Raw genomic sequence first — 17,422 nt, 5'->3', positions numbered from 1 at the left:
AACATCGGAAAGCCGTATGAGGGAAAACCTCACGTACGGTTTGATGAGGGGAAACTGAAACAGAAAAGGGATGGCAAAGCCACCCCTAAAGAAAAATATAATCTGTTTCAGTTTTCTACTCTACTCGTGAGCGTTAAAAGGTTATTGTTCAAATTAGTAATAAACTATTTGTTTTTATTACAGTTACATCCTTTTTTCTTTACATAGCCTTGCTCGGCTAAGTCTCTTTGTGATTGGGAATTGGAAGATTGAGAATTCGAAGACTGAGAGGATGTTGATGAACTACTATTTTTATTATGAGAGTAGTTTTTTCGATAGTTATAATTACTCATAGTACTATCACCTCCAATTAAATATATAAATATTATATGTATGTACTCTATTAATTGTTACGATAATAAATAGGAATGGGTATACAATAAAAAAATCTCCTACGTATTTCCCGAGGAGATAAATAATTGTCCCTTCACAATATAAATTAATATCCCCAGTAAAGAGGGAAATAATATGAATCTGGATAATATAAATTTTGTTGTGGATTAGGAGGCTGAGTTGCTGGGTTTATCGTTCCGCGTTTTTGATTACAATTTGCTGGAGGACCGATTACTGTAGTGGATTGAATAGGGGATACTGCTTGTTTCCATTGTTGTTCATCGAGACAGTAAGTATGGGCCATTATATTAGTGGGAGTTAATCTTAACATGTCAGAACCAAAAATAACTTCTGGTGTTGGTGCGTCGAAAATTGCTAATAAATGAGTGTTATCTGCTGTAGCAATTTCATAATGCCACCACGCTTGTGGAATATTTGCAACTTGCCCCGGTTTTATAGTTAAGTTTAATATTTGATTTGTAAAAGGATTAAGTAAAGAAACAACCGCCGATCCTGAAATACAGTAAACAAGTTCAGCTGCATTTTGATGAATATGCGGCTCTACAACATTTCCTGTACTTAAATAGATATCTAATAAAGAAGTATTTTCTAACGTATTTAATTGTTTCATGCCAAGTACGTTTATATAATTTTGGGCATCTTTCTGAAAAAAATTACTTTTATTTAAATCATAAGTGAAATTAGTTGAGGGGGAAGTGTAGTCGATATTGGAAGTCAATTGTATTACCTGCCTTTCTATTAGTAAGTAAGGTTACAAAATTAGGATATGTGTCTATTGTTGGTTATGTGCAGTTATTGATATCATATTCAATTTGCTTATTCCATAAAAATGGGGGTTGTATTTCGTATCTTAAATAACAGGTCAATACTTTTTATAAGAAGCACTGGTCTGTTATTTAAGATAGTTTTTGCTGAATAATTAATTGTGCTTTAGCGGTATTGGCATAATTGAGCCAATCTAATATCTTTCTTTATGTAAATATTGAAAAGCAAGATTTTCTAATTCATACTGGATTGTATATAATCCTAGTCGCTTTGCAAGTGGCGCAAAAAGTGTTAAAGTTTCATTCGCATATGCTACTTGTTTCGCCGGTTTTTTAACATTCAATGTTTTTATATTGTGAAGGCGATCTATAACTTTAATAATGCCAACACGTATATCATGTTGAGAGGATAATAGTAGTTTTTTAAAATTAATTGCTTCGTATATTATTTTGTTTTGATCTTGTTGTTTTTTTCCTTTTGTTAATCCATTTACAATATATCTAATAGTTGTACCAAAATATGATTCAATTTCTTCTAAAGAATGTTCTGTATCTTCTACAACATCGTGTAATAACGCAGCAATCAATGTTGTAATGTCAGCTTTATAATTTATCAGTATTTCTGCAATTGCGAAAGGGTGAATAATATATGGTTCTCCGGTTTGACGGTATTGTCCATCATGTGCTCGCTCTGCAAATTGTATAGCTTTTTTCAAAAGTTTTAATTCATTAGATTGTAAATAATTTGCCTTTTGTAATAACACCTCGCTCATATAAATCCATCCCTTAAAATTATTTTTAATAATAATTCTATATAATAGAATAAACACCCTTTTAAATTATTTTAATTATGAAATATATATAAAGGTGTTGAGATTAAACTATATTCGTATTCCCGTTCATACTTTGGATTGATGGAAAAAAGTAATGAAAATGTTAATTTAAAATTACATCAATCATTAATAAGGAGTGAATGTGTATGTCATTTAGTGAAATAATTAGAAGTGAAGTGCTCAGCTGGGCTGGTGTTTCTGAAAAACCGCATCGATTTGGTGGTATTGAAATAAATTATGGTAAGAAAGAACTGGGTCATCTGCATGGAGATAAGTTAGTTGATTTACCATTTCCAAAGTTAAAGCGAGATGAATTAGTAAACAAAGGATTAGTGAAAGCACATCACGTATTACCTGAATCAGGATGGATCAGTTATTATATAAAGAGTGCAGAGGATATACCATTTGCAATTGAGTTATTTCGTATGCAATATGACAGAATTAAAAAATAATGAAATAAAATAGATGAGTAAAAATATATTTTTATGTCACATCCCTCTTTAATCGTTCGTCTTGTATGTAGAACGATAAGGAGGGATTTTATTATGAAGAAATTTGATGTAGCAATTGTTGGTGGTGGCCTTGCTGGATTAACAGCATCTATATATTTAGCGAAAGCTGGAAGGAAAGTGATTGTGTTAGAAAAGTCCAGTCGTTTTGGTGGTCGAGGGATGACTATAAATAAAAATGGGATCTGTATGAACCTTGGTGCACACGCCTTATATAGAGGAGGAGCAGCATTTTTAACTTTTAATGAGCTCGGTATGAATTTACCGGGGGGAATACCATCTACAAAAGCACATGGAATATGGAAAAGGGATATATTCACCATCCCGACAGATTTTCGCTCAATTTTATCAACACCACTACTTTCGTGGTCTGCAAAAGTACAATTCTTACGTCTAATGATTCGTTTAGGGAATTTAAATGTAGGAGAAGTTCCAAAAATGAGTCTAACTACATGGACAGAAAATGAAATAAAAGATCCAATGGTTCGAAATATATTTTATGCATTATGCCGAACAACAACATATACGTTTGCTCCTACAATACAATTAGCATCATCTGTACTAAAGCAAATACAGCTTTCAATAAAAGAAGGGGTATTTTATGTAGATGGTGGCTGGGAGACGATAATAACAAAATTAAGAGACATAGCGAATCATGTCGGGGTGCAATTTTTGGCTAAAAAGCATGTTTTGGAAATAGAGCATTACGAAGATAAACAAAGAATATATTGTTTTGACGATGAGGTATTTGAAGTAGGTACAGTCATTGTGACGACTCCACCGAAAGAAGCTTGTAACATAATAAAAGGTGCAGAAGGAACAAGCTTGCATAGATGGAGTGAACAATCGGTACCAGTTACTGTTGCTGCATTAGATATTGGTTTGAGACGATTACCTAATCCGACACATCAATTTGCATTAGGGTTAGATCAACCTATATTTTTCACGAATCAATCAAGAGCAGCTAAATTAAGTGATGATGGATCAATTGCTGTAAGTTTAATTAAGTACCAGAATCCTACACTAGAGATGAAACACACTCATGAAGATAAAGAACAGTTAGAAAGTACGATGGATTTGTTACATCCAAATTGGAAAAGAGAAGTTGTTGCACAGCAATATTTACCGACAATAAAGGTAGTATATGATTTTCCTCATATTAATCGAGTTGAAACCCCAAGTCCTAATATTCCTGAAATGCCAGGTGTTTACGTTGCAGGTGATTGGGCTGGGCATGATGAAATATTAGCTGATGCTGCAGTAGCAAGCGGAAAACGTGCAGCGTTACACATTTTAAAGCAATTAGAAAGTGAGGCAGTTCATCATGGAAACGGAGCAATTATATGAAGTGTATCAACCATTATTATTTTCGTTAGCATATAGAATCCTTGGGAGTGTTATGGATGCTGAGGATATCGTTCAGGATGTATTTATCTCATTAAATAATATAGAAGATCTTCAGTCTATAGAAAATATGAAAGCGTATTTGTGTAAGATGGTGACAAATCGTTCAATTGATAAATTACGTTCGGCAGCGTATAAACGCAACGTGTACGTAGGAATGTGGTTGCCAGAGCCACTAGTAGAAGAAAGTGATGAGCCATCAGAGTCATTTGTAATGAAAGAATCCCTTTCCACAGCATATTTATTACTTTTACAACAACTGTCTGAGGTAGAAAGGATTGTTTTCATATTAAGAGAGGTTTTCAGTTATGAATACGAAGAAATAGCTTCGATTGTTGATAAGAGTAGTGTGAACTGTAGAAAGATTTTTCAACGGGCACGAAAAAGTATATTGGATAAGCCGAAGCAATCGACATTAAGCACGAAGAAAATGGCTGCTTATGTTGAAAAGTTTGTATCATCATTACAGTGTGGGGATGCGCAAGGTATGTTAGAAGTATTAAAAACAGATGCTATATTCAAAGCTGATGGTGGTGGTAAAGTTACGACTGCGATTCATCCGATTTATTCTGCGGATCGAATTATACGTTTGTTCTTTGGGATTGTGCAACGATTGACAGAAGAGTATACTGTTGATTTCAAAATAGTAAACGGTATGCCAGGAGTTATAGTTACAATAAATAATCAAATAACATATGTTCTTTCGTTCGCGTTTGAGGATGAGAAGATTTCAAACATTTATATGGTAGTTAATCCTGAGAAACTTATGCATTTAAATGTAAAAATATAAAAAACGCATTTCTTCAGAAATGCGTTTTTTATTATTTTTCTAACATTTCAAGAGGGACATCTTTTTCGCCAGCTACCTCAAATTTAATTTCCCCGTCTTCTTCATAAATACGTGTAATAATCGGTATAGTAATCATTAATTTTTTGTGCTGCTTTCGTTTTCGAGCAGCATCTAAGCTAATCACGTTCATTTGTAAGCTTCCTTTCTTCTAGAAATATATAAACAAAGAAAATGCGTCCAGAAAGGGCGCTTAATTGAATTTGAAATACCGATTCATTTAAATGGGGTTTATATAATTTAATAACTGCAATTTTAATATGAAATAATATGAATGGAATAATTGCACGTAGAAATTAACTTTACCAAAAAACGAAACAATATGCTATAAAAAATTATAAATCTTTGTCATATAACGAGAAAAAGGTTTTTGTTTCGCATATAATGAAAGTAGACGAGCAACAGGAGCTTTTTCATCATATTGCTTTAGAAAGGCGATGAAAAGAATGGATATATTAAATTCATTATTATTTCAACTTGAACAATATGGAGAAGAGCATGATCGAAATAAAAAAACACGGGAAGAAAAATTACGGAATATTTCTCGTGAGATGGGGCAATTTTTATCAATTTTAGTAAAAGGGTGTAGTGCAAAAAACATTTTAGAAATTGGAACTTCTAATGGTTATTCTACATTGTGGTTAGCTGATGCGGTAGAAGAAACAAATGGAAATGTAACAACTGTAGAGCTTTCCTCAGAACGAGTTGGAGAGGCACTTGCCAATTTTGAAAAGGCAAATCTTTTACAAAGGATTGATGTTCACAATCAAGAAGCAGGGGCATTTTTAGATTCACAACTAGATCATTCATTTGATTTTATTTTCCTAGATTCAGAGCGTACGCAATACATGTGGTGGCTTGAGCATGTAAAACGCATTTTACAACCAAAAGGTCTTCTTGTTGTCGATAATGCTACTTCTCATGCGAGTGAATTAGCTGAGTTTATAAAAATGATTGAAGAAGATGAAATGTTTGAAACAGTGTTATTGGCATTTCAAAATGGTGCATTTGTAGCGCGTAAGAATCAATAGGATTGAGCGCAATATAATTATCACATTGAAAAAGGGTGTATGTCAAAAGATTGAGTACAGTAGGATGGGAAGAACGTAATTTATATATGTAACATACGAAGAATCCGCCTTCAGCATGTCGGTCTCTAGGTCTTAAGTCTGAGGAAAATTATGTTGTTTACAGGTATACTTATAGTAAGAAACAGGGAATGACTGCATAAGCAGGTATTTCTTGAAGGTTGATTTCCTATAGGCTGTTTGCACATGAAATACAATATATTAGATGAAATATAGTGCACATAAATTCGCACATATAAATAAAGGAGCGATTTTGTTGACTGAACTTGAGAAAAAAGAACCCGTATCAATTGTGAAAGATAATAATGTAGAAGTAGTAGTTGATACAGTTATAAAAGATGAAGAACTTGATGAATTAAATAAAGAAGCCGATCTTTATGTACAAAAGTTAAATAGCGAGCAAAATACAGATTTATCGAAAGTATTGTCTCAGTTAGGAGATTTAGGGGATAAAGAACAACAAGCAGCAGGACAAACGTTATCAGCATTAAAACGTCCTGTCACAGCGATGATGAACGGGAAAAATGAAGAAATTCCAAATACATTGTTAGAATTACGAAAAGTAGTATCAGAGCTTGATCCGAATTCATTAAAAGCAAGTGGTATGAAGAAAATTATGTTTAAAGTATTTAAGAAAAATCCACTTGAAACATACGTGCATAAATATCAATCTATAGATAAGCAAATTGAGGAGATTATAAGATCGCTTCTAATTGGTCGTGACAACTTACAAGAAGATACAGTTGGTCTTGAAATGCTTAAAGAGCAATCACACGATAAAATCCATGCGCTTGATAAGCAAGTATACTTAGGGAAAAAACTGGCTGGCATGCTCGAAGCTGAGAAACAAAATCCAGAACGTCAAAGAGATATTCCATTAATTAACGATGCATTAGAAAAGATTCTAGTGCGTACACGTAATATGCAGCAAGCGAAAAGTGTGTTATTACAATCTATCGCATCTGTAGACATTATTAAGAAAAATAATGAAAAGTTAACAGAGGCAATTCGTAATGCAATTACGATGACGCAAAACGTTGTAACAGTTTCCGCTGCTATTCAGCTAGCATTAACGAATCAACGTAAAACAATCGATGCAGTGAATGCGACAAATGAAGCAATTGAATCAATGGTATTAAGTAACTCACAAGCATTAAAACAAAACACTGAAGAAACAACAAAACTTCTTGAAAATCCGGCAATTAGTATGGATAAATTACGCGAATCATTCCAAAATGTATTTGCTGCGATTGAAGCTTCTGAGAAATCATCAGAACGTATTATCGAATCAAGTAAGAAGTTTGTTATTGAACTAGACACATTTAATGATGAAATGAAACAAAAGCTCATTCAGCGCCCAAGAAAATAGCAGACTTTTAGAGGAGGTGAAAAAATGAGTTTCATTCAAACCGTACTATTATTACTCGGTACATTGCTTTTAATCGCATTTACGGTCGTTGTTTTAGTCGTATATTTCGGACGAAAACTGTATTTTTCATGGACGAAGCCATATAAAAGAGCACACGATTCTTTAGAAAAGTTATCGAATAAATCATTACCGTTTCTACAAGAATTTACACAACATCCACTCTTTTATCGCTGGATTCGCACGGAAGGAAAAAAAGAACAACATACATTAAACACTCTTTTCTGTGCATCGAGCCAACGTACGAGAGAGCAAGTATTCTCAATGTTACCGAAAGAAAAACAGAAAAAAGTACATGTAATGGCAAAAACAACGAAAAAACTTACAAATGAAGATATTGATGTAGCTGCGATAAAAGTGAAAGATTTTTTAAGACAAGAAACGCAGCAAACAGTAAAACCGACAGATTTATCGTTTTATAAATTGTATTTTTATGATCGATATCCAGATGCATTAAATACAATTCAAGCGTATAAACGCTCAATAAATCCTTCATTACAAAAAACTGTTGATGATATTACAATTTCAGTATTAAATGCCTTGCCGTACTATCAAGAGCAGCGTATGTTTGAACAACAACATAAACTTGAAACGTTCTTAATGAAAGATTTAATAGCGATGTTATCTTTAGTGGTGCAACTACCACCATCACAACGGCCTGAAAAAGAAGAAGAATTGAAAATCTACTTACAAAATTTCCAAAAAGAAATGGAAGTAGTAGAGCGGGATATTCGTGACTCGATTGATCACGATTTGAATGTGAAGATGAGAGCAGCGACTGAGAAGTTTAAAAATAAATAAAAAAGGCGCCTTAAAGCTTTAATACTTAGCTTTAAGGCGTTTTTTATGAGCTGTTATTTTGCTTTAACAGTAGTATGACTAGATGCAACACTTTCATTATGCAATCGATCAACTGCAGTTACGACATACGTATACGCTTCTCCAGAGATAGCTGTTTTATCTACATAAATTTCTCCAAGTTTTGTTTTCCTTACAGTAGTAAGTAAATTTTTAGGGTTTTGTATATCCACTGCATTTTTTCCATTCACACGATAAATGGCGTAATAAGCAGAATCATTCTCTCTATCGTCAATAATACCTATAGCAATACCTTCATCTCTTGGAATAGCACCTTTTAAAGTCGGTTGTTTTGGTGGATCATGATCAAGCCAAGGCATAGAGGGGATTAATGCAGGATGTTTATATATGTCTTTTGAGAGTCTATCTTTAACTCCTAGTGGATTGTTATTAATATCTTTTAAGCTAAAATGCATACTACCTTTTATTTCAGGATATAACCGATTTAATGCAATTTGTCTTGGGTATTCTTCTGGATCAGACCAAGCCGGGACAGAATTATTATTAATTTTATAGGCAGCCTGACCGATGTATAGGTGAATCGGTTTATTATTTGTTTCTTTTACCCACCAATCTACTAAAATGTCATATGCAGCTGGTGTGAAACCAATATTCCAATAGATTTGCGGTGTAATGTAGTCAATATATCCTTTTTGTATCCACTCACGTGTATCAGCGTAAAGGTCATCATAGTTCCTTTGACCTGCAGTTGTGTTAGAGCCAGTTGGATCGTCAGCTATATTTCGCCATACGCCGAACGGACTTATGCCAAACTTTACGTATGATTTTTCTTGTTTTATAGCAGTATTTAAATCTTTTACAAGTTCATTTACATTGTTACGTCGCCAATCCTCTATATTTGTAAATCTACCGTTATTATACGTTTCGTACGTCTTTTGATCGGGGAATTGTTCACCTGCTACTTTATATGGATAAAAATAATCATCCATATGCAGCGCATCAATGTCATAATTTTGCACAATTTCTAAAGCACCTTCAGTTATAAATTTTTTCACTTCTGGAATACCGGGATTGTAATATAGCTTCCCGCCATAAGGTACAATCCAATCGGGATGTTGTTTTGCAGGGTGATTATTTGATAATCGATTTATATCAGTGTGATTCATCGTTATTCGGTATGGGTTAATCCATGCGTGGAATTCTATATTTCTTTTATGTGCTTCATCGACCATAAATGCGAGTGGGTCATAACCAGGATCTTTTCCTTGTGTGCCCGTAATGTATTCAGACCAAGGACCGTAATTTGAAGGATAGAAAGCATCAGCGGTTGGTTTGATTTGTACAACGACTGCATTCATACCGGTGTTTTTTACATCGTCTAATAATCTAATAAACTCTTGTTTTTGATTTTCGATGGGTAAGCCGGTTTTTGAGGGCCAATCAATATTAAGAACAGATGCGATCCATACAGCACGTAATTCATGTTTTTTATACGTAGTATTAGCTTCAGCATAAGTAGAGTGAGGGGAAATGAAAGTGAAAGGAATAAAAAAGATGACGATACAACATATCATTAATAAACGTTTAACAATCATTTATACGCCTCCCTATTATGTGGTTAACTATTATGATATCCGAGATGAGGTTGTTCTTACAATTGAGAAAAATAAATATTGAAACATTAATTTAATAGGAAAAATATTTTTACTGAAATTTACTTTCATTATAACTAAATTCTTTCACTACTTCATATGCTTGTTAGTAAAGTGAAACTTCCTTTCATTTGAAGGGTAGTAAATTATAAGTATAGGAGGATTCATAAATGAAGGTTTTGTTCGTTTGTTCTGGAGGAATGTCCAGCGCAATTGTTGTAAACGCTTTAAAAAAAGAGGCGGAGAAAAAGGGTGTAAACATGGAAGTACATGCGATTGGAACAAGTGAGGTGGAAGAAGAAGTAAAAAATGGTTGGGATGTTGTAATGGTTGCACCACAAGTTAGACACCGATTTGACTCTGTAAAAAAAATTGCAGAAGAGGAGTCTATTCCGTGTGGTATCATTCCGCCGCAAGCATATACGCCACTTGGCGGACCGACTTTATTAAAGACTGTAAATGATTTAATTCGTTAGGGGGAACCGTTATGAATAAGTTTGTCACGTTTCTTGATAAAAACTTATCTGGACCGATGGCAAGACTTTCTGAACAGAGACATTTACAAGCAATCCGTGATGGAGTTATTTCAGCATTACCATTTATCATCGTAGGAAGTTTCTTTTTAATCGTAGCATTTCCACCATTACCGAAAGATAGTTTCATATCCGTTTGGGCATTAAAGAATCAAACAAGTATATTAATACCATATCGTTTGACGATGTTTATTATGTCTTTATATATAGCATTTGGAATAGGATATAATTTAGCGAAGAGTTATAAGTTAGATGCTTTATCGGGAGCTCAGCTTGCAGTATGTTCACTGCTATTAACATTAACTCCTGAATTAATTGATAAAAAAGGATTTATGCTTCCGATGACAAATCTCGGAGGGCATGGATTATTCGTGACTATGATTGTTTCTATTTTATCAGTTGAGATTTTAAGATTTTGTAAGAAGAACAACGTAACGATCAAAATGCCAGAACAAGTACCACCTTCAGTATCGCGTTCGTTTGAAGCACTTATACCTGCTGCATTCGTTATTATTATTATGAGCCTTATTACAGTTGTTTTTAAAGTTGATGTACATTACGTAGTGGATAAATTAGCCGCACCGTTAGTCAAAGCTGGAGATAGTTACTTTGGCGTCATAATACCTGTATTTTTAATTACATTTTTCTGGTCCTTCGGAATACATGGTGTATCGGTTGTAGGTACTGTAGCAAGACCGCTTTGGGATGTATATTTAGGGAAAAATGGTGAAGCTGTAGCAAGTGGTGCGAGTCAATTTCCATTCATTGCACCAGAGCCGTTTTATCAATGGTTTATTTGGATTGGTGGTTCGGGAGCAACGTTAGGGCTTGTGTTAGCGATGATCGTATTTGGTCGATCAAAATATTCGAAGGCATTATCGAGAACTTGTATTGTGCCTGGGATTTTTAATATTAATGAACCAGTTATATTCGGCTTGCCGATTGTATTGAATCCAATTTTAATTATTCCTTTCGTCATTACGCCGCTAGTAACAGCGACTATCGCTTATGCTGCAACTGCAATGGGATTTGTAACGCCAACTCATATTATGCCGCCATGGACATTACCAGCCCCAATTGGTGCATATTTGGCTACTGGAGGAGATTGGCGTGCAATTGTATTAGTCTTAATAAATATAGCAATATCATTCCTTATTTATTTACCATTCTTTAAAATGTACGACAAAAATATGCTTGAAATTGAGAAGAATGGTGAAGGAAAATCTGTTAATCCATAATCTTTATGCTTTATTTTGTGAGTGATAGGCATTTTGTCTATCACTTCTTTCACATTAAGTTGAGAGAGGGTGAAATGGAATGAATATAAAATTTAGTTATAAAGGTGTATTTTTATTATTATTTGGAGTGATATGTGCGAATTTACTTTTTGTGCCTATATTAAGAATGCTACATCTATCACAAATGCATAGTATATGGCTCGTTACAAGCATTGCGGCAAGCATTTTGCTTACAGTAGTTGTTTCTTTCATTGATGGATCGTTTGCATCGAAAGCTCAGTTGTTTTTTAGATTTATATTGTTTTCGATTGGTTGTACATTTGTAACTTACATGATTGTTTTTTAGTAAATAGGAGGTCATGCATGTTATGTATATTGCAGGGGTAATGTCCGGTACTTCATTAGATGGAATAGATGTAGCGCTCGTTCGTATAGAAGGGAGTGGTGTAGAGTCTAAGGTCGAACTCATCCATTTTACTACAGTTCCATTTTGTAATGATATAAAAAGTGAAATACAACAAGCGTTATCAATAGAAAATTCAAATGTCCAACTCATATGTAGTTTGAATTTTAAGCTCGGTTTATGTTTTGCCAATGCTGTAAAGGAAGTTTGTAAAGAGGCCAATTTTTCTTTGGAACAATTAGATTTGATAGGTTCTCACGGACAAACGATTTATCATCAGCCGAAGCAAGATGGTAATAGGATACCTTCCACATTGCAAATTGGGGAACCTGCAGTAATAGCATACGAAACGAACACGACGGTTATCTCAAATTTCCGAACGATGGACATGGCAGCAGGAGGACAAGGTGCACCACTTGTGCCATATTCAGAGGTCATTTTGTATCGTGATCCAAGTAAAAATAGACTACTACAAAATATTGGTGGGATTAGTAATGTTACAGTAATACCAAATCAACAAAGTGATCAGAACGTTATAGCTTTTGATACTGGTCCAGGGAATATGATAATTGATGAAGTATGTCAAAGGTTATTTCAGTTGCCATATGATCAAAATGGTGAGATTGCAAAACAGGGTAGAGTTGTAGATGAAATTTTGACATATTGTATGAGTCATCCATTTTTGAAAATGAATCCACCGAAATCAACAGGTAGAGAACAGTTTGGAGAAAAATTTGTAAGTGAATTATTGAAGCGGTTTGAAAAGCATAGTAAAGAAAATATATTGACGACTGTCACGATGTTTACTGCAAATTCAATTGTTCATCATTATAAGAAGTTTATCTTGCCGTATTATGAAATCGATGAGGTGATATTAGGCGGTGGTGGCAGTTATAATGGCACACTTGTTGAAATGTTGCGAAATGGATTGAAGGATGAAAACTGCGCAATATTCATTCAAGAAGATATAGGCTATTCTTCAGAGGCGAAAGAAGCTATTGTCTTTGCAATTTTAGCAAACGAAACGCATCATTGCAGTCCGAGTAATGTGCCAAGCGCAACAGGCGCAAAGCAATCTGTAGTTTTAGGGAATATAACATTTCCTCCGGTATGAAGAAAATGAGGTGAACATATATGAAGTATATGATTGGAGTAGATGGTGGGGGAACGAAGACAAAAGCAATTGCCTTTGATCAAGACGGAAAGGAAATTATAAGTGGTAAGAGTGGTTTTGGAAATATATTAATAGATTTTGAAGAAGCTCTTGTGCATATTATGGAAGCGATTGATCAATGCCAGAAAAATGTAGTGAAAGGACATTGCGTTTGTATTTGTTTAGGATTAGCAGGTATAAGTGGCGCAAATACAAATGAATTAACATTACGTCTAAAACAGAAGTACGGAATACAAATTGAAGTTTTTAATGACGCAATGATAGCACATGCCGCTGCTTTAAAAGGGAAGGATGGAATTTTAACGATTGGTGGTACAGGCGCAATCTGTATTGGAAAGAAAGGAAAAGTGTACGAGTATAGTGGGGGATGGGGACATATTTTAGGTGATGAAGGAAGTGGATATTGGATTGCATTACAAGGTTTAAAGAGAATGGCAAATCAATTTGATCAAGGCGTTACACTTTGTCCATTAAGCTTAAGGATTCAAGATGAGTTTCAACTTTTGACGTCCTCTCATATAAAAAGACTAGTTTATCGTTCTTCAAAAGATAAAGTTGCAGCAATCGCACCACTCGTTATTGAGGAAGCAAGAAATGGGAATGATGTTGCGCAAGAAATTATAATGCAAGCGGCTAAGGAATTAACGAGAATTACGGTTAATATTTACAATAAAATGCAGTTTGATGAATCAACTTCAATTGCAGTAAGTGGCAGCATATTGCGTTTCGTTCCTGAAATATATGCTGCATTTAAGAAATGCTGTGAGAAAAGTATAGGAGAAGTTACATTTGTACCACAATCAGAACCAGCAGCAAAAGGAGCATATTATTTAATGAAGAATATATATTTTAAAAAATAGAAGCATGAGAATTTTTGTATGATTTGTAAATATATGATGTTAAAATGTATGAAGGGATGTATATAAAAAAGTACAATATACATAGTTCTTGAATATTGTATATGTATTCCCATATAGAAAGTGAATGATTACATGATTAATAGTATGCAGTTTTTGTATTTGGTGGCTTCTTATTTATTTGGAAACATATTGACCGCTTATATAGTAACGAAATGGAGACATAACGTTGATATTCGGAATGAAGGAAGCGGTAATCCTGGTGCAAGAAATATGGGGCGTGTATATGGAAAAGGATATTTCATTGCTACATTTTTAGGTGATGCAATTAAAGGGGCAATCGTAGTTTCTACTGCAAAATACCTTTTTGGAGATTCTACATTTGTAATGTTAGCTTTACTGGCTGTTTTACTTGGGCATATTTATCCAATTGTATTTAAAGGCAAGGGCGGAAAAGGTATATCAACATTTATCGGAGGATTAATCGCATTTAATTATTTGATAGCGCTTACCCTTGTTGCTATTTTCATTATATTTTATTTAATCTTTAAAGGATTTACGAAGCCAGGATTAATTACAATCGCTTGTTTACCAATTTGCATGATTTTGTATTCTTACTCTATTGTTACGACTATTTTAAGTGCACTTATCATTGTACTTATTTTATATGTAAATCGCGAATGAAATAAACATTTAATAAGTGGGGTTAATCTCCACTTATCATTTTTATTAAATGCATAAAGGAGATAAGGCATGGGGTTAATTTATAAAGTTGCTGATCAAGTTTGGGAATTTGAACGTATACATAAATTGAATTATAAAACATTTGTAGAAGAAATTCCGCAACATGAAGAAACGAAAGATCGTGTTCGTATAGATCGTTTTCATGAAGAAAATACATATTTAATTTGTTTAGATGACGATAAGTTAGTAGGTATGGTTGCGTTGCGAGGAAAACGACCATTCTCGTTAGATTATAAAATTTCAAATTTAGATTTTTATTTGCAAGAACATGGAGAAAACGTATATGAAATTCGTTTACTTTCAGTAGAACGTGAATATAGAAATGGAAGAGCTTTGTTAGGATTAATTCGTTTTCTACATCGTTATTTGCTTCTAAATGGATATGAATTGGCACTCATTTCTGCTACAACACGTGAACTACCTTTATATGAGCAAATGGGATTTAAAGCTTTCCATACGTTAGTTGGCACAGAAGCAGCAGCATTCCAGCCAATGTATGTTACCCCTGCTATGTTTGAAGCGTCGAGTGTTGGGGGAATTATGACGAAAGAATATACGTTTTTACCCGGCCCAGTAGATATTGAAGAGAATGTTCGAAAGGCATTTTCTACTAAGCCTATTTCACATCGTTCTAAGTCATTTCAAGTGACGATGGATAATGTAAAGAAACGATTACTTCAAATGACAAAAGCAAAACGTGTGCAAATCATGTTAGGAACAGGGACGTTAGCGAATGATGCGATTGCTTTACAGTTACGTTCTTTAAAAGGAAAAGGAATCGTATTAACAAATGGGGAATTTGGTAATAGATTAGTTGGACACGCAACACGCGCGCAATTACATTTTGATACGTATAAAAAAGAAATGGGGGAACCATTTCTTTATACAGAATTAGAAAAAGTAATGGAAAGTGGAAATTATGAATGGCTTTGGTTTGTTCACCATGAAACATCAACTGGAATGTTAAATGATTTAGACGAGCTAAATGCTCTAAGTAACAAGTATCAACTGAAACTATGTGTAGATTGTATCAGTTCGATTGGAGCAATACCGATAGATTTAAAGGATATATATTTTGCAAGCGGTGTTAGTGGAAAAGCGATTAAATCATATACAGGATTATCTTTCGTTTTTCATAACCATATTGTAAAAATAAATGAAGCAGTACCGGCCTATATGGACATTGGCATGTACGAAGAAAATGAAAGTATTCCATATTCTCATTCATGGAATTTAATTTATGCTTTGCAAGAAGCATTGAAGAGATTTGAAGATGAAACAGCATTTGTAAAAATAAAAGAGACATATGATCATATGGAAGAAGCTATTACGACTATAGGATTAAACCTTGTTTCACCTAAAGAACATGCCGCGCCAATTATCCTTACGATTCAATTAAGCGAAGGCCAGTCCTCTAAAACGATAGGTGATGAGTTAGCATTACAAGGATATATTGTCCATTATGAATCAGCGTATTTACAAAAGAATAACTGGATCCAAATTGCATGCCTAAATCATTACAAAGAACGTGATATGAAAAGGATGTTGAATTGTTTACAAATGTGTGTATTACAGAGTGAGGTACATATATAAAGACTTTTTCTTAATATAGATGGTTTCGTATAAAGAAGTTGCTACATACGAAAACTTAGGAATAGAACATTGGAAGAGGTGTTAGTATGATAACTAAAAAACTACCATTGCATATAGACGATATTAAAAAAGCTCAAAGCATTCTGGATAGAAATGCTCGTAAAACGCCATTAGTAAAATCATTTTATTTGACTAGTAAAACGGGTGGAGAAATTCACTTGAAATTAGAAAATATGCAATTAACAGGTTCGTTTAAATTCCGTGGTGCGTTTAATAAAATGTCACAGCTAACAGATCAAGAAAAAGAGAGAGGAGTAATTGCTTGTTCTGCTGGTAATCATGCGCAAGGAATTGCTTTATCTGCTCATTTACTCGGTATTAAAAGTAAAATTGTAATGCCGATTTCTGCACCTCAGGCGAAAGTTGATGCAACGAAAGGATATGGATCTGAAGTGGTTTTACATGGTGAAACCTTTGATGATGCGAAGGCAAAATGTGAGGAGATTATTAGAGAAACAGGTGAAACATACTTACATCCATATGACGATGTAGAAGTAATGGCTGGTCAAGGTACAATAGGATTAGATATTCTTGATGATATGTGGGATGTTGATACGGTCATTGTACCAATTGGCGGAGGAGGAATTATTTCTGGTATTGCTGTTGCATTAAAATCTTTTAATCCATCCATTAATATAATTGGTGTCCAAGCAGACAATGTTCATGGGATGAAGTCATCTTATGACAAAGGTACAATTGTAGAACATTATGAGGCACCTACAATAGCAGATGGTTGCGCGGTAAAAATACCAGGCAATTTAACTTTTGAAGTTGTAAAAGAATTAGTAGATGATATTGTAACAGTATCAGAAAAAGAGCTGGAAGTAGCGATGAAAGACTTATTACAACGCGGGAAAGCTGTTGTAGAAGGTGCAGGCGCATTAGCTACTGCTGCTCTACTTGCGGGGAAAGTGGATCCATATATTAAAGGGAAAAAAGTAGTCGCGGTTATATCTGGCGGAAACGTAGACTTGCAGCGCATTTCCAGTGTTTGTGAGCAATTCTTTGTAGCTAATGAAGTGAAATAGTATTTTTTAAAATAGTGTTAAGAATGAGGAGCTAAGAGGATTGATCTTAGCTCTTTT

General features: G+C 34.2%; 17 protein-coding genes and 1 pseudogene. 14 read left to right on the top strand and 4 right to left on the bottom strand.

Going from position 1 to position 17,422, the window contains the following annotated elements:
- Nucleotides 1-478: 478 nt before the first annotated feature.
- On the bottom strand, nucleotides 479-1,111 hold the full coding sequence (locus ACVWY7_RS12975; protein ID WP_456523826.1) for a cupin domain-containing protein: 633 nt from the start codon (nucleotides 1,109-1,111) through the stop codon (nucleotides 479-481).
- Between the two features lie 243 nt (nucleotides 1,112-1,354).
- Nucleotides 1,355-1,930 (bottom strand): annotated as a pseudogene (locus ACVWY7_RS12970) (HD domain-containing protein); the annotation flags it as partial.
- 206 nt (nucleotides 1,931-2,136) lie between these two features.
- On the opposite strand from ACVWY7_RS12970, the gene ACVWY7_RS12965 reads away from it, so the two are divergent.
- From ACVWY7_RS12965 to ACVWY7_RS12955, 3 genes are all read left to right on the top strand, one after another.
- Nucleotides 2,137-2,442, top strand: a complete 306-nt coding sequence (locus ACVWY7_RS12965; RefSeq protein ID WP_139365344.1) for a luciferase domain-containing protein — start codon at nucleotides 2,137-2,139, stop codon at nucleotides 2,440-2,442.
- Between the two features lie 93 nt (nucleotides 2,443-2,535).
- Nucleotides 2,536-3,846, top strand: coding sequence for a phytoene desaturase family protein (locus tag ACVWY7_RS12960; protein WP_210627144.1), 1,311 nt, complete (start codon nucleotides 2,536-2,538; stop codon nucleotides 3,844-3,846).
- Entirely contained in the window at nucleotides 3,824-4,693 is an 870-nt protein-coding gene (locus tag ACVWY7_RS12955; RefSeq protein WP_078418337.1) for an RNA polymerase sigma-70 factor, read from the top strand. Before ACVWY7_RS12960 ends, ACVWY7_RS12955 begins: the two co-directional genes overlap by 23 nt.
- A 31-nt stretch (nucleotides 4,694-4,724) precedes the next feature.
- On the opposite strand, the gene ACVWY7_RS12950 is transcribed toward ACVWY7_RS12955, so the two are convergent.
- Nucleotides 4,725-4,883 (bottom strand): hypothetical protein, encoded by a 159-nt coding sequence (locus tag ACVWY7_RS12950; RefSeq protein WP_001100984.1) that lies wholly within the window; start codon nucleotides 4,881-4,883, stop codon nucleotides 4,725-4,727.
- A gap of 313 nt (nucleotides 4,884-5,196) precedes the next feature.
- On the opposite strand from ACVWY7_RS12950, the gene ACVWY7_RS12945 reads away from it, so the two are divergent.
- The 3 genes from ACVWY7_RS12945 to ACVWY7_RS12935 all read left to right on the top strand — a co-directional run bounded on the left by ACVWY7_RS12945 (nucleotide 5,197) and on the right by ACVWY7_RS12935 (nucleotide 8,065).
- Entirely contained in the window at nucleotides 5,197-5,781 is a 585-nt protein-coding gene (locus tag ACVWY7_RS12945; RefSeq protein WP_456523828.1) for an O-methyltransferase, read from the top strand.
- A gap of 313 nt (nucleotides 5,782-6,094) precedes the next feature.
- The gene (locus ACVWY7_RS12940; protein WP_000137402.1) at nucleotides 6,095-7,207 is read left to right on the top strand and encodes a toxic anion resistance protein; all 1,113 of its coding nucleotides are present in this window, start codon (nucleotides 6,095-6,097) and stop codon (nucleotides 7,205-7,207) included.
- A 24-nt stretch (nucleotides 7,208-7,231) separates the two neighbouring features.
- Nucleotides 7,232-8,065, top strand: coding sequence for a DUF3974 domain-containing protein (locus tag ACVWY7_RS12935; protein ID WP_000008364.1), 834 nt, complete (start codon nucleotides 7,232-7,234; stop codon nucleotides 8,063-8,065).
- A 53-nt stretch (nucleotides 8,066-8,118) separates the two neighbouring features.
- Here the strand turns inward: ACVWY7_RS12935 and ACVWY7_RS12930 are convergent, their stop codons facing one another.
- Nucleotides 8,119-9,678, bottom strand: coding sequence for a glycoside hydrolase family 10 protein (locus ACVWY7_RS12930; protein ID WP_456523825.1), 1,560 nt, complete (start codon nucleotides 9,676-9,678; stop codon nucleotides 8,119-8,121).
- 227 nt (nucleotides 9,679-9,905) lie between these two features.
- On the opposite strand from ACVWY7_RS12930, the gene ACVWY7_RS12925 reads away from it, so the two are divergent.
- The 8 genes from ACVWY7_RS12925 (at nucleotide 9,906) to tdcB (ending at nucleotide 17,365) form a co-directional block, all read left to right on the top strand.
- Nucleotides 9,906-10,211 (top strand): PTS sugar transporter subunit IIB, encoded by a 306-nt coding sequence (locus ACVWY7_RS12925; RefSeq protein WP_000865899.1) that lies wholly within the window; start codon nucleotides 9,906-9,908, stop codon nucleotides 10,209-10,211.
- A gap of 11 nt (nucleotides 10,212-10,222) precedes the next feature.
- Entirely contained in the window at nucleotides 10,223-11,506 is a 1,284-nt protein-coding gene (locus tag ACVWY7_RS12920; protein WP_001032292.1) for a PTS sugar transporter subunit IIC, read from the top strand.
- 79 nt (nucleotides 11,507-11,585) lie between these two features.
- Complete coding sequence (locus ACVWY7_RS12915) at nucleotides 11,586-11,852, top strand: hypothetical protein (RefSeq protein ID WP_001021954.1); 267 nt, start codon at nucleotides 11,586-11,588, stop codon at nucleotides 11,850-11,852.
- Nucleotides 11,853-11,874: 22 nt separating this feature from the next.
- On the top strand, nucleotides 11,875-13,023 hold the full coding sequence (gene anmK, locus ACVWY7_RS12910) for an anhydro-N-acetylmuramic acid kinase AnmK (RefSeq protein WP_456523827.1): 1,149 nt from the start codon (nucleotides 11,875-11,877) through the stop codon (nucleotides 13,021-13,023).
- Between the two features lie 20 nt (nucleotides 13,024-13,043).
- Nucleotides 13,044-13,943: a BadF/BadG/BcrA/BcrD ATPase family protein gene (locus ACVWY7_RS12905; protein WP_456523824.1), complete on the top strand. Its 900-nt coding sequence runs from the start codon at nucleotides 13,044-13,046 to the stop codon at nucleotides 13,941-13,943.
- Nucleotides 13,944-14,075: 132 nt separating this feature from the next.
- Entirely contained in the window at nucleotides 14,076-14,624 is a 549-nt protein-coding gene (plsY, locus tag ACVWY7_RS12900; RefSeq protein WP_456523823.1) for a glycerol-3-phosphate 1-O-acyltransferase PlsY, read from the top strand.
- A 69-nt stretch (nucleotides 14,625-14,693) separates the two neighbouring features.
- Nucleotides 14,694-16,277, top strand: a complete 1,584-nt coding sequence (locus ACVWY7_RS12895) for an aminotransferase class V-fold PLP-dependent enzyme (RefSeq protein ID WP_456523822.1) — start codon at nucleotides 14,694-14,696, stop codon at nucleotides 16,275-16,277.
- A gap of 86 nt (nucleotides 16,278-16,363) precedes the next feature.
- Complete coding sequence (gene tdcB / locus ACVWY7_RS12890) at nucleotides 16,364-17,365, top strand: bifunctional threonine ammonia-lyase/L-serine ammonia-lyase TdcB (protein WP_456523821.1); 1,002 nt, start codon at nucleotides 16,364-16,366, stop codon at nucleotides 17,363-17,365.
- Nucleotides 17,366-17,422: the final 57 nt, after the last annotated feature.

The organism is Bacillus sp. TE9106W, from assembly GCF_054062215.1.
Note: the sequence above shows the minus strand (reverse complement) of the source record. Positions and strands in the feature narration are given on the sequence as shown.

What these genes read in the sequence shown, in the direction of transcription:
- ACVWY7_RS12965 (WP_139365344.1), top strand. Translation starts at nt 2,137, where the DNA reads ATGTCATTTAGTGAAATAATTAGAAGTGAAGTGCTCAGCTGGGCTGGT.
- ACVWY7_RS12960 (WP_210627144.1), top strand. Translation starts at nt 2,536, where the DNA reads ATGAAGAAATTTGATGTAGCAATTGTTGGTGGTGGCCTTGCTGGATTA.
- ACVWY7_RS12955 (WP_078418337.1), top strand. Translation starts at nt 3,824, where the DNA reads ATGGAAACGGAGCAATTATATGAAGTGTATCAACCATTATTATTTTCG.
- ACVWY7_RS12950 (WP_001100984.1), bottom strand. Translation starts at nt 4,883, where the DNA reads ATGAACGTGATTAGCTTAGATGCTGCTCGAAAACGAAAGCAGCACAAA.
- ACVWY7_RS12945 (WP_456523828.1), top strand. Translation starts at nt 5,197, where the DNA reads ATGGATATATTAAATTCATTATTATTTCAACTTGAACAATATGGAGAA.
- ACVWY7_RS12935 (WP_000008364.1), top strand. Translation starts at nt 7,232, where the DNA reads ATGAGTTTCATTCAAACCGTACTATTATTACTCGGTACATTGCTTTTA.
- ACVWY7_RS12930 (WP_456523825.1), bottom strand. Translation starts at nt 9,678, where the DNA reads ATGATTGTTAAACGTTTATTAATGATATGTTGTATCGTCATCTTTTTT.
- ACVWY7_RS12925 (WP_000865899.1), top strand. Translation starts at nt 9,906, where the DNA reads ATGAAGGTTTTGTTCGTTTGTTCTGGAGGAATGTCCAGCGCAATTGTT.
- ACVWY7_RS12920 (WP_001032292.1), top strand. Translation starts at nt 10,223, where the DNA reads ATGAATAAGTTTGTCACGTTTCTTGATAAAAACTTATCTGGACCGATG.
- ACVWY7_RS12915 (WP_001021954.1), top strand. Translation starts at nt 11,586, where the DNA reads ATGAATATAAAATTTAGTTATAAAGGTGTATTTTTATTATTATTTGGA.
- anmK (WP_456523827.1), top strand. Translation starts at nt 11,875, where the DNA reads ATGTATATTGCAGGGGTAATGTCCGGTACTTCATTAGATGGAATAGAT.
- ACVWY7_RS12905 (WP_456523824.1), top strand. Translation starts at nt 13,044, where the DNA reads ATGAAGTATATGATTGGAGTAGATGGTGGGGGAACGAAGACAAAAGCA.
- plsY (WP_456523823.1), top strand. Translation starts at nt 14,076, where the DNA reads ATGATTAATAGTATGCAGTTTTTGTATTTGGTGGCTTCTTATTTATTT.
- ACVWY7_RS12895 (WP_456523822.1), top strand. Translation starts at nt 14,694, where the DNA reads ATGGGGTTAATTTATAAAGTTGCTGATCAAGTTTGGGAATTTGAACGT.
- tdcB (WP_456523821.1), top strand. Translation starts at nt 16,364, where the DNA reads ATGATAACTAAAAAACTACCATTGCATATAGACGATATTAAAAAAGCT.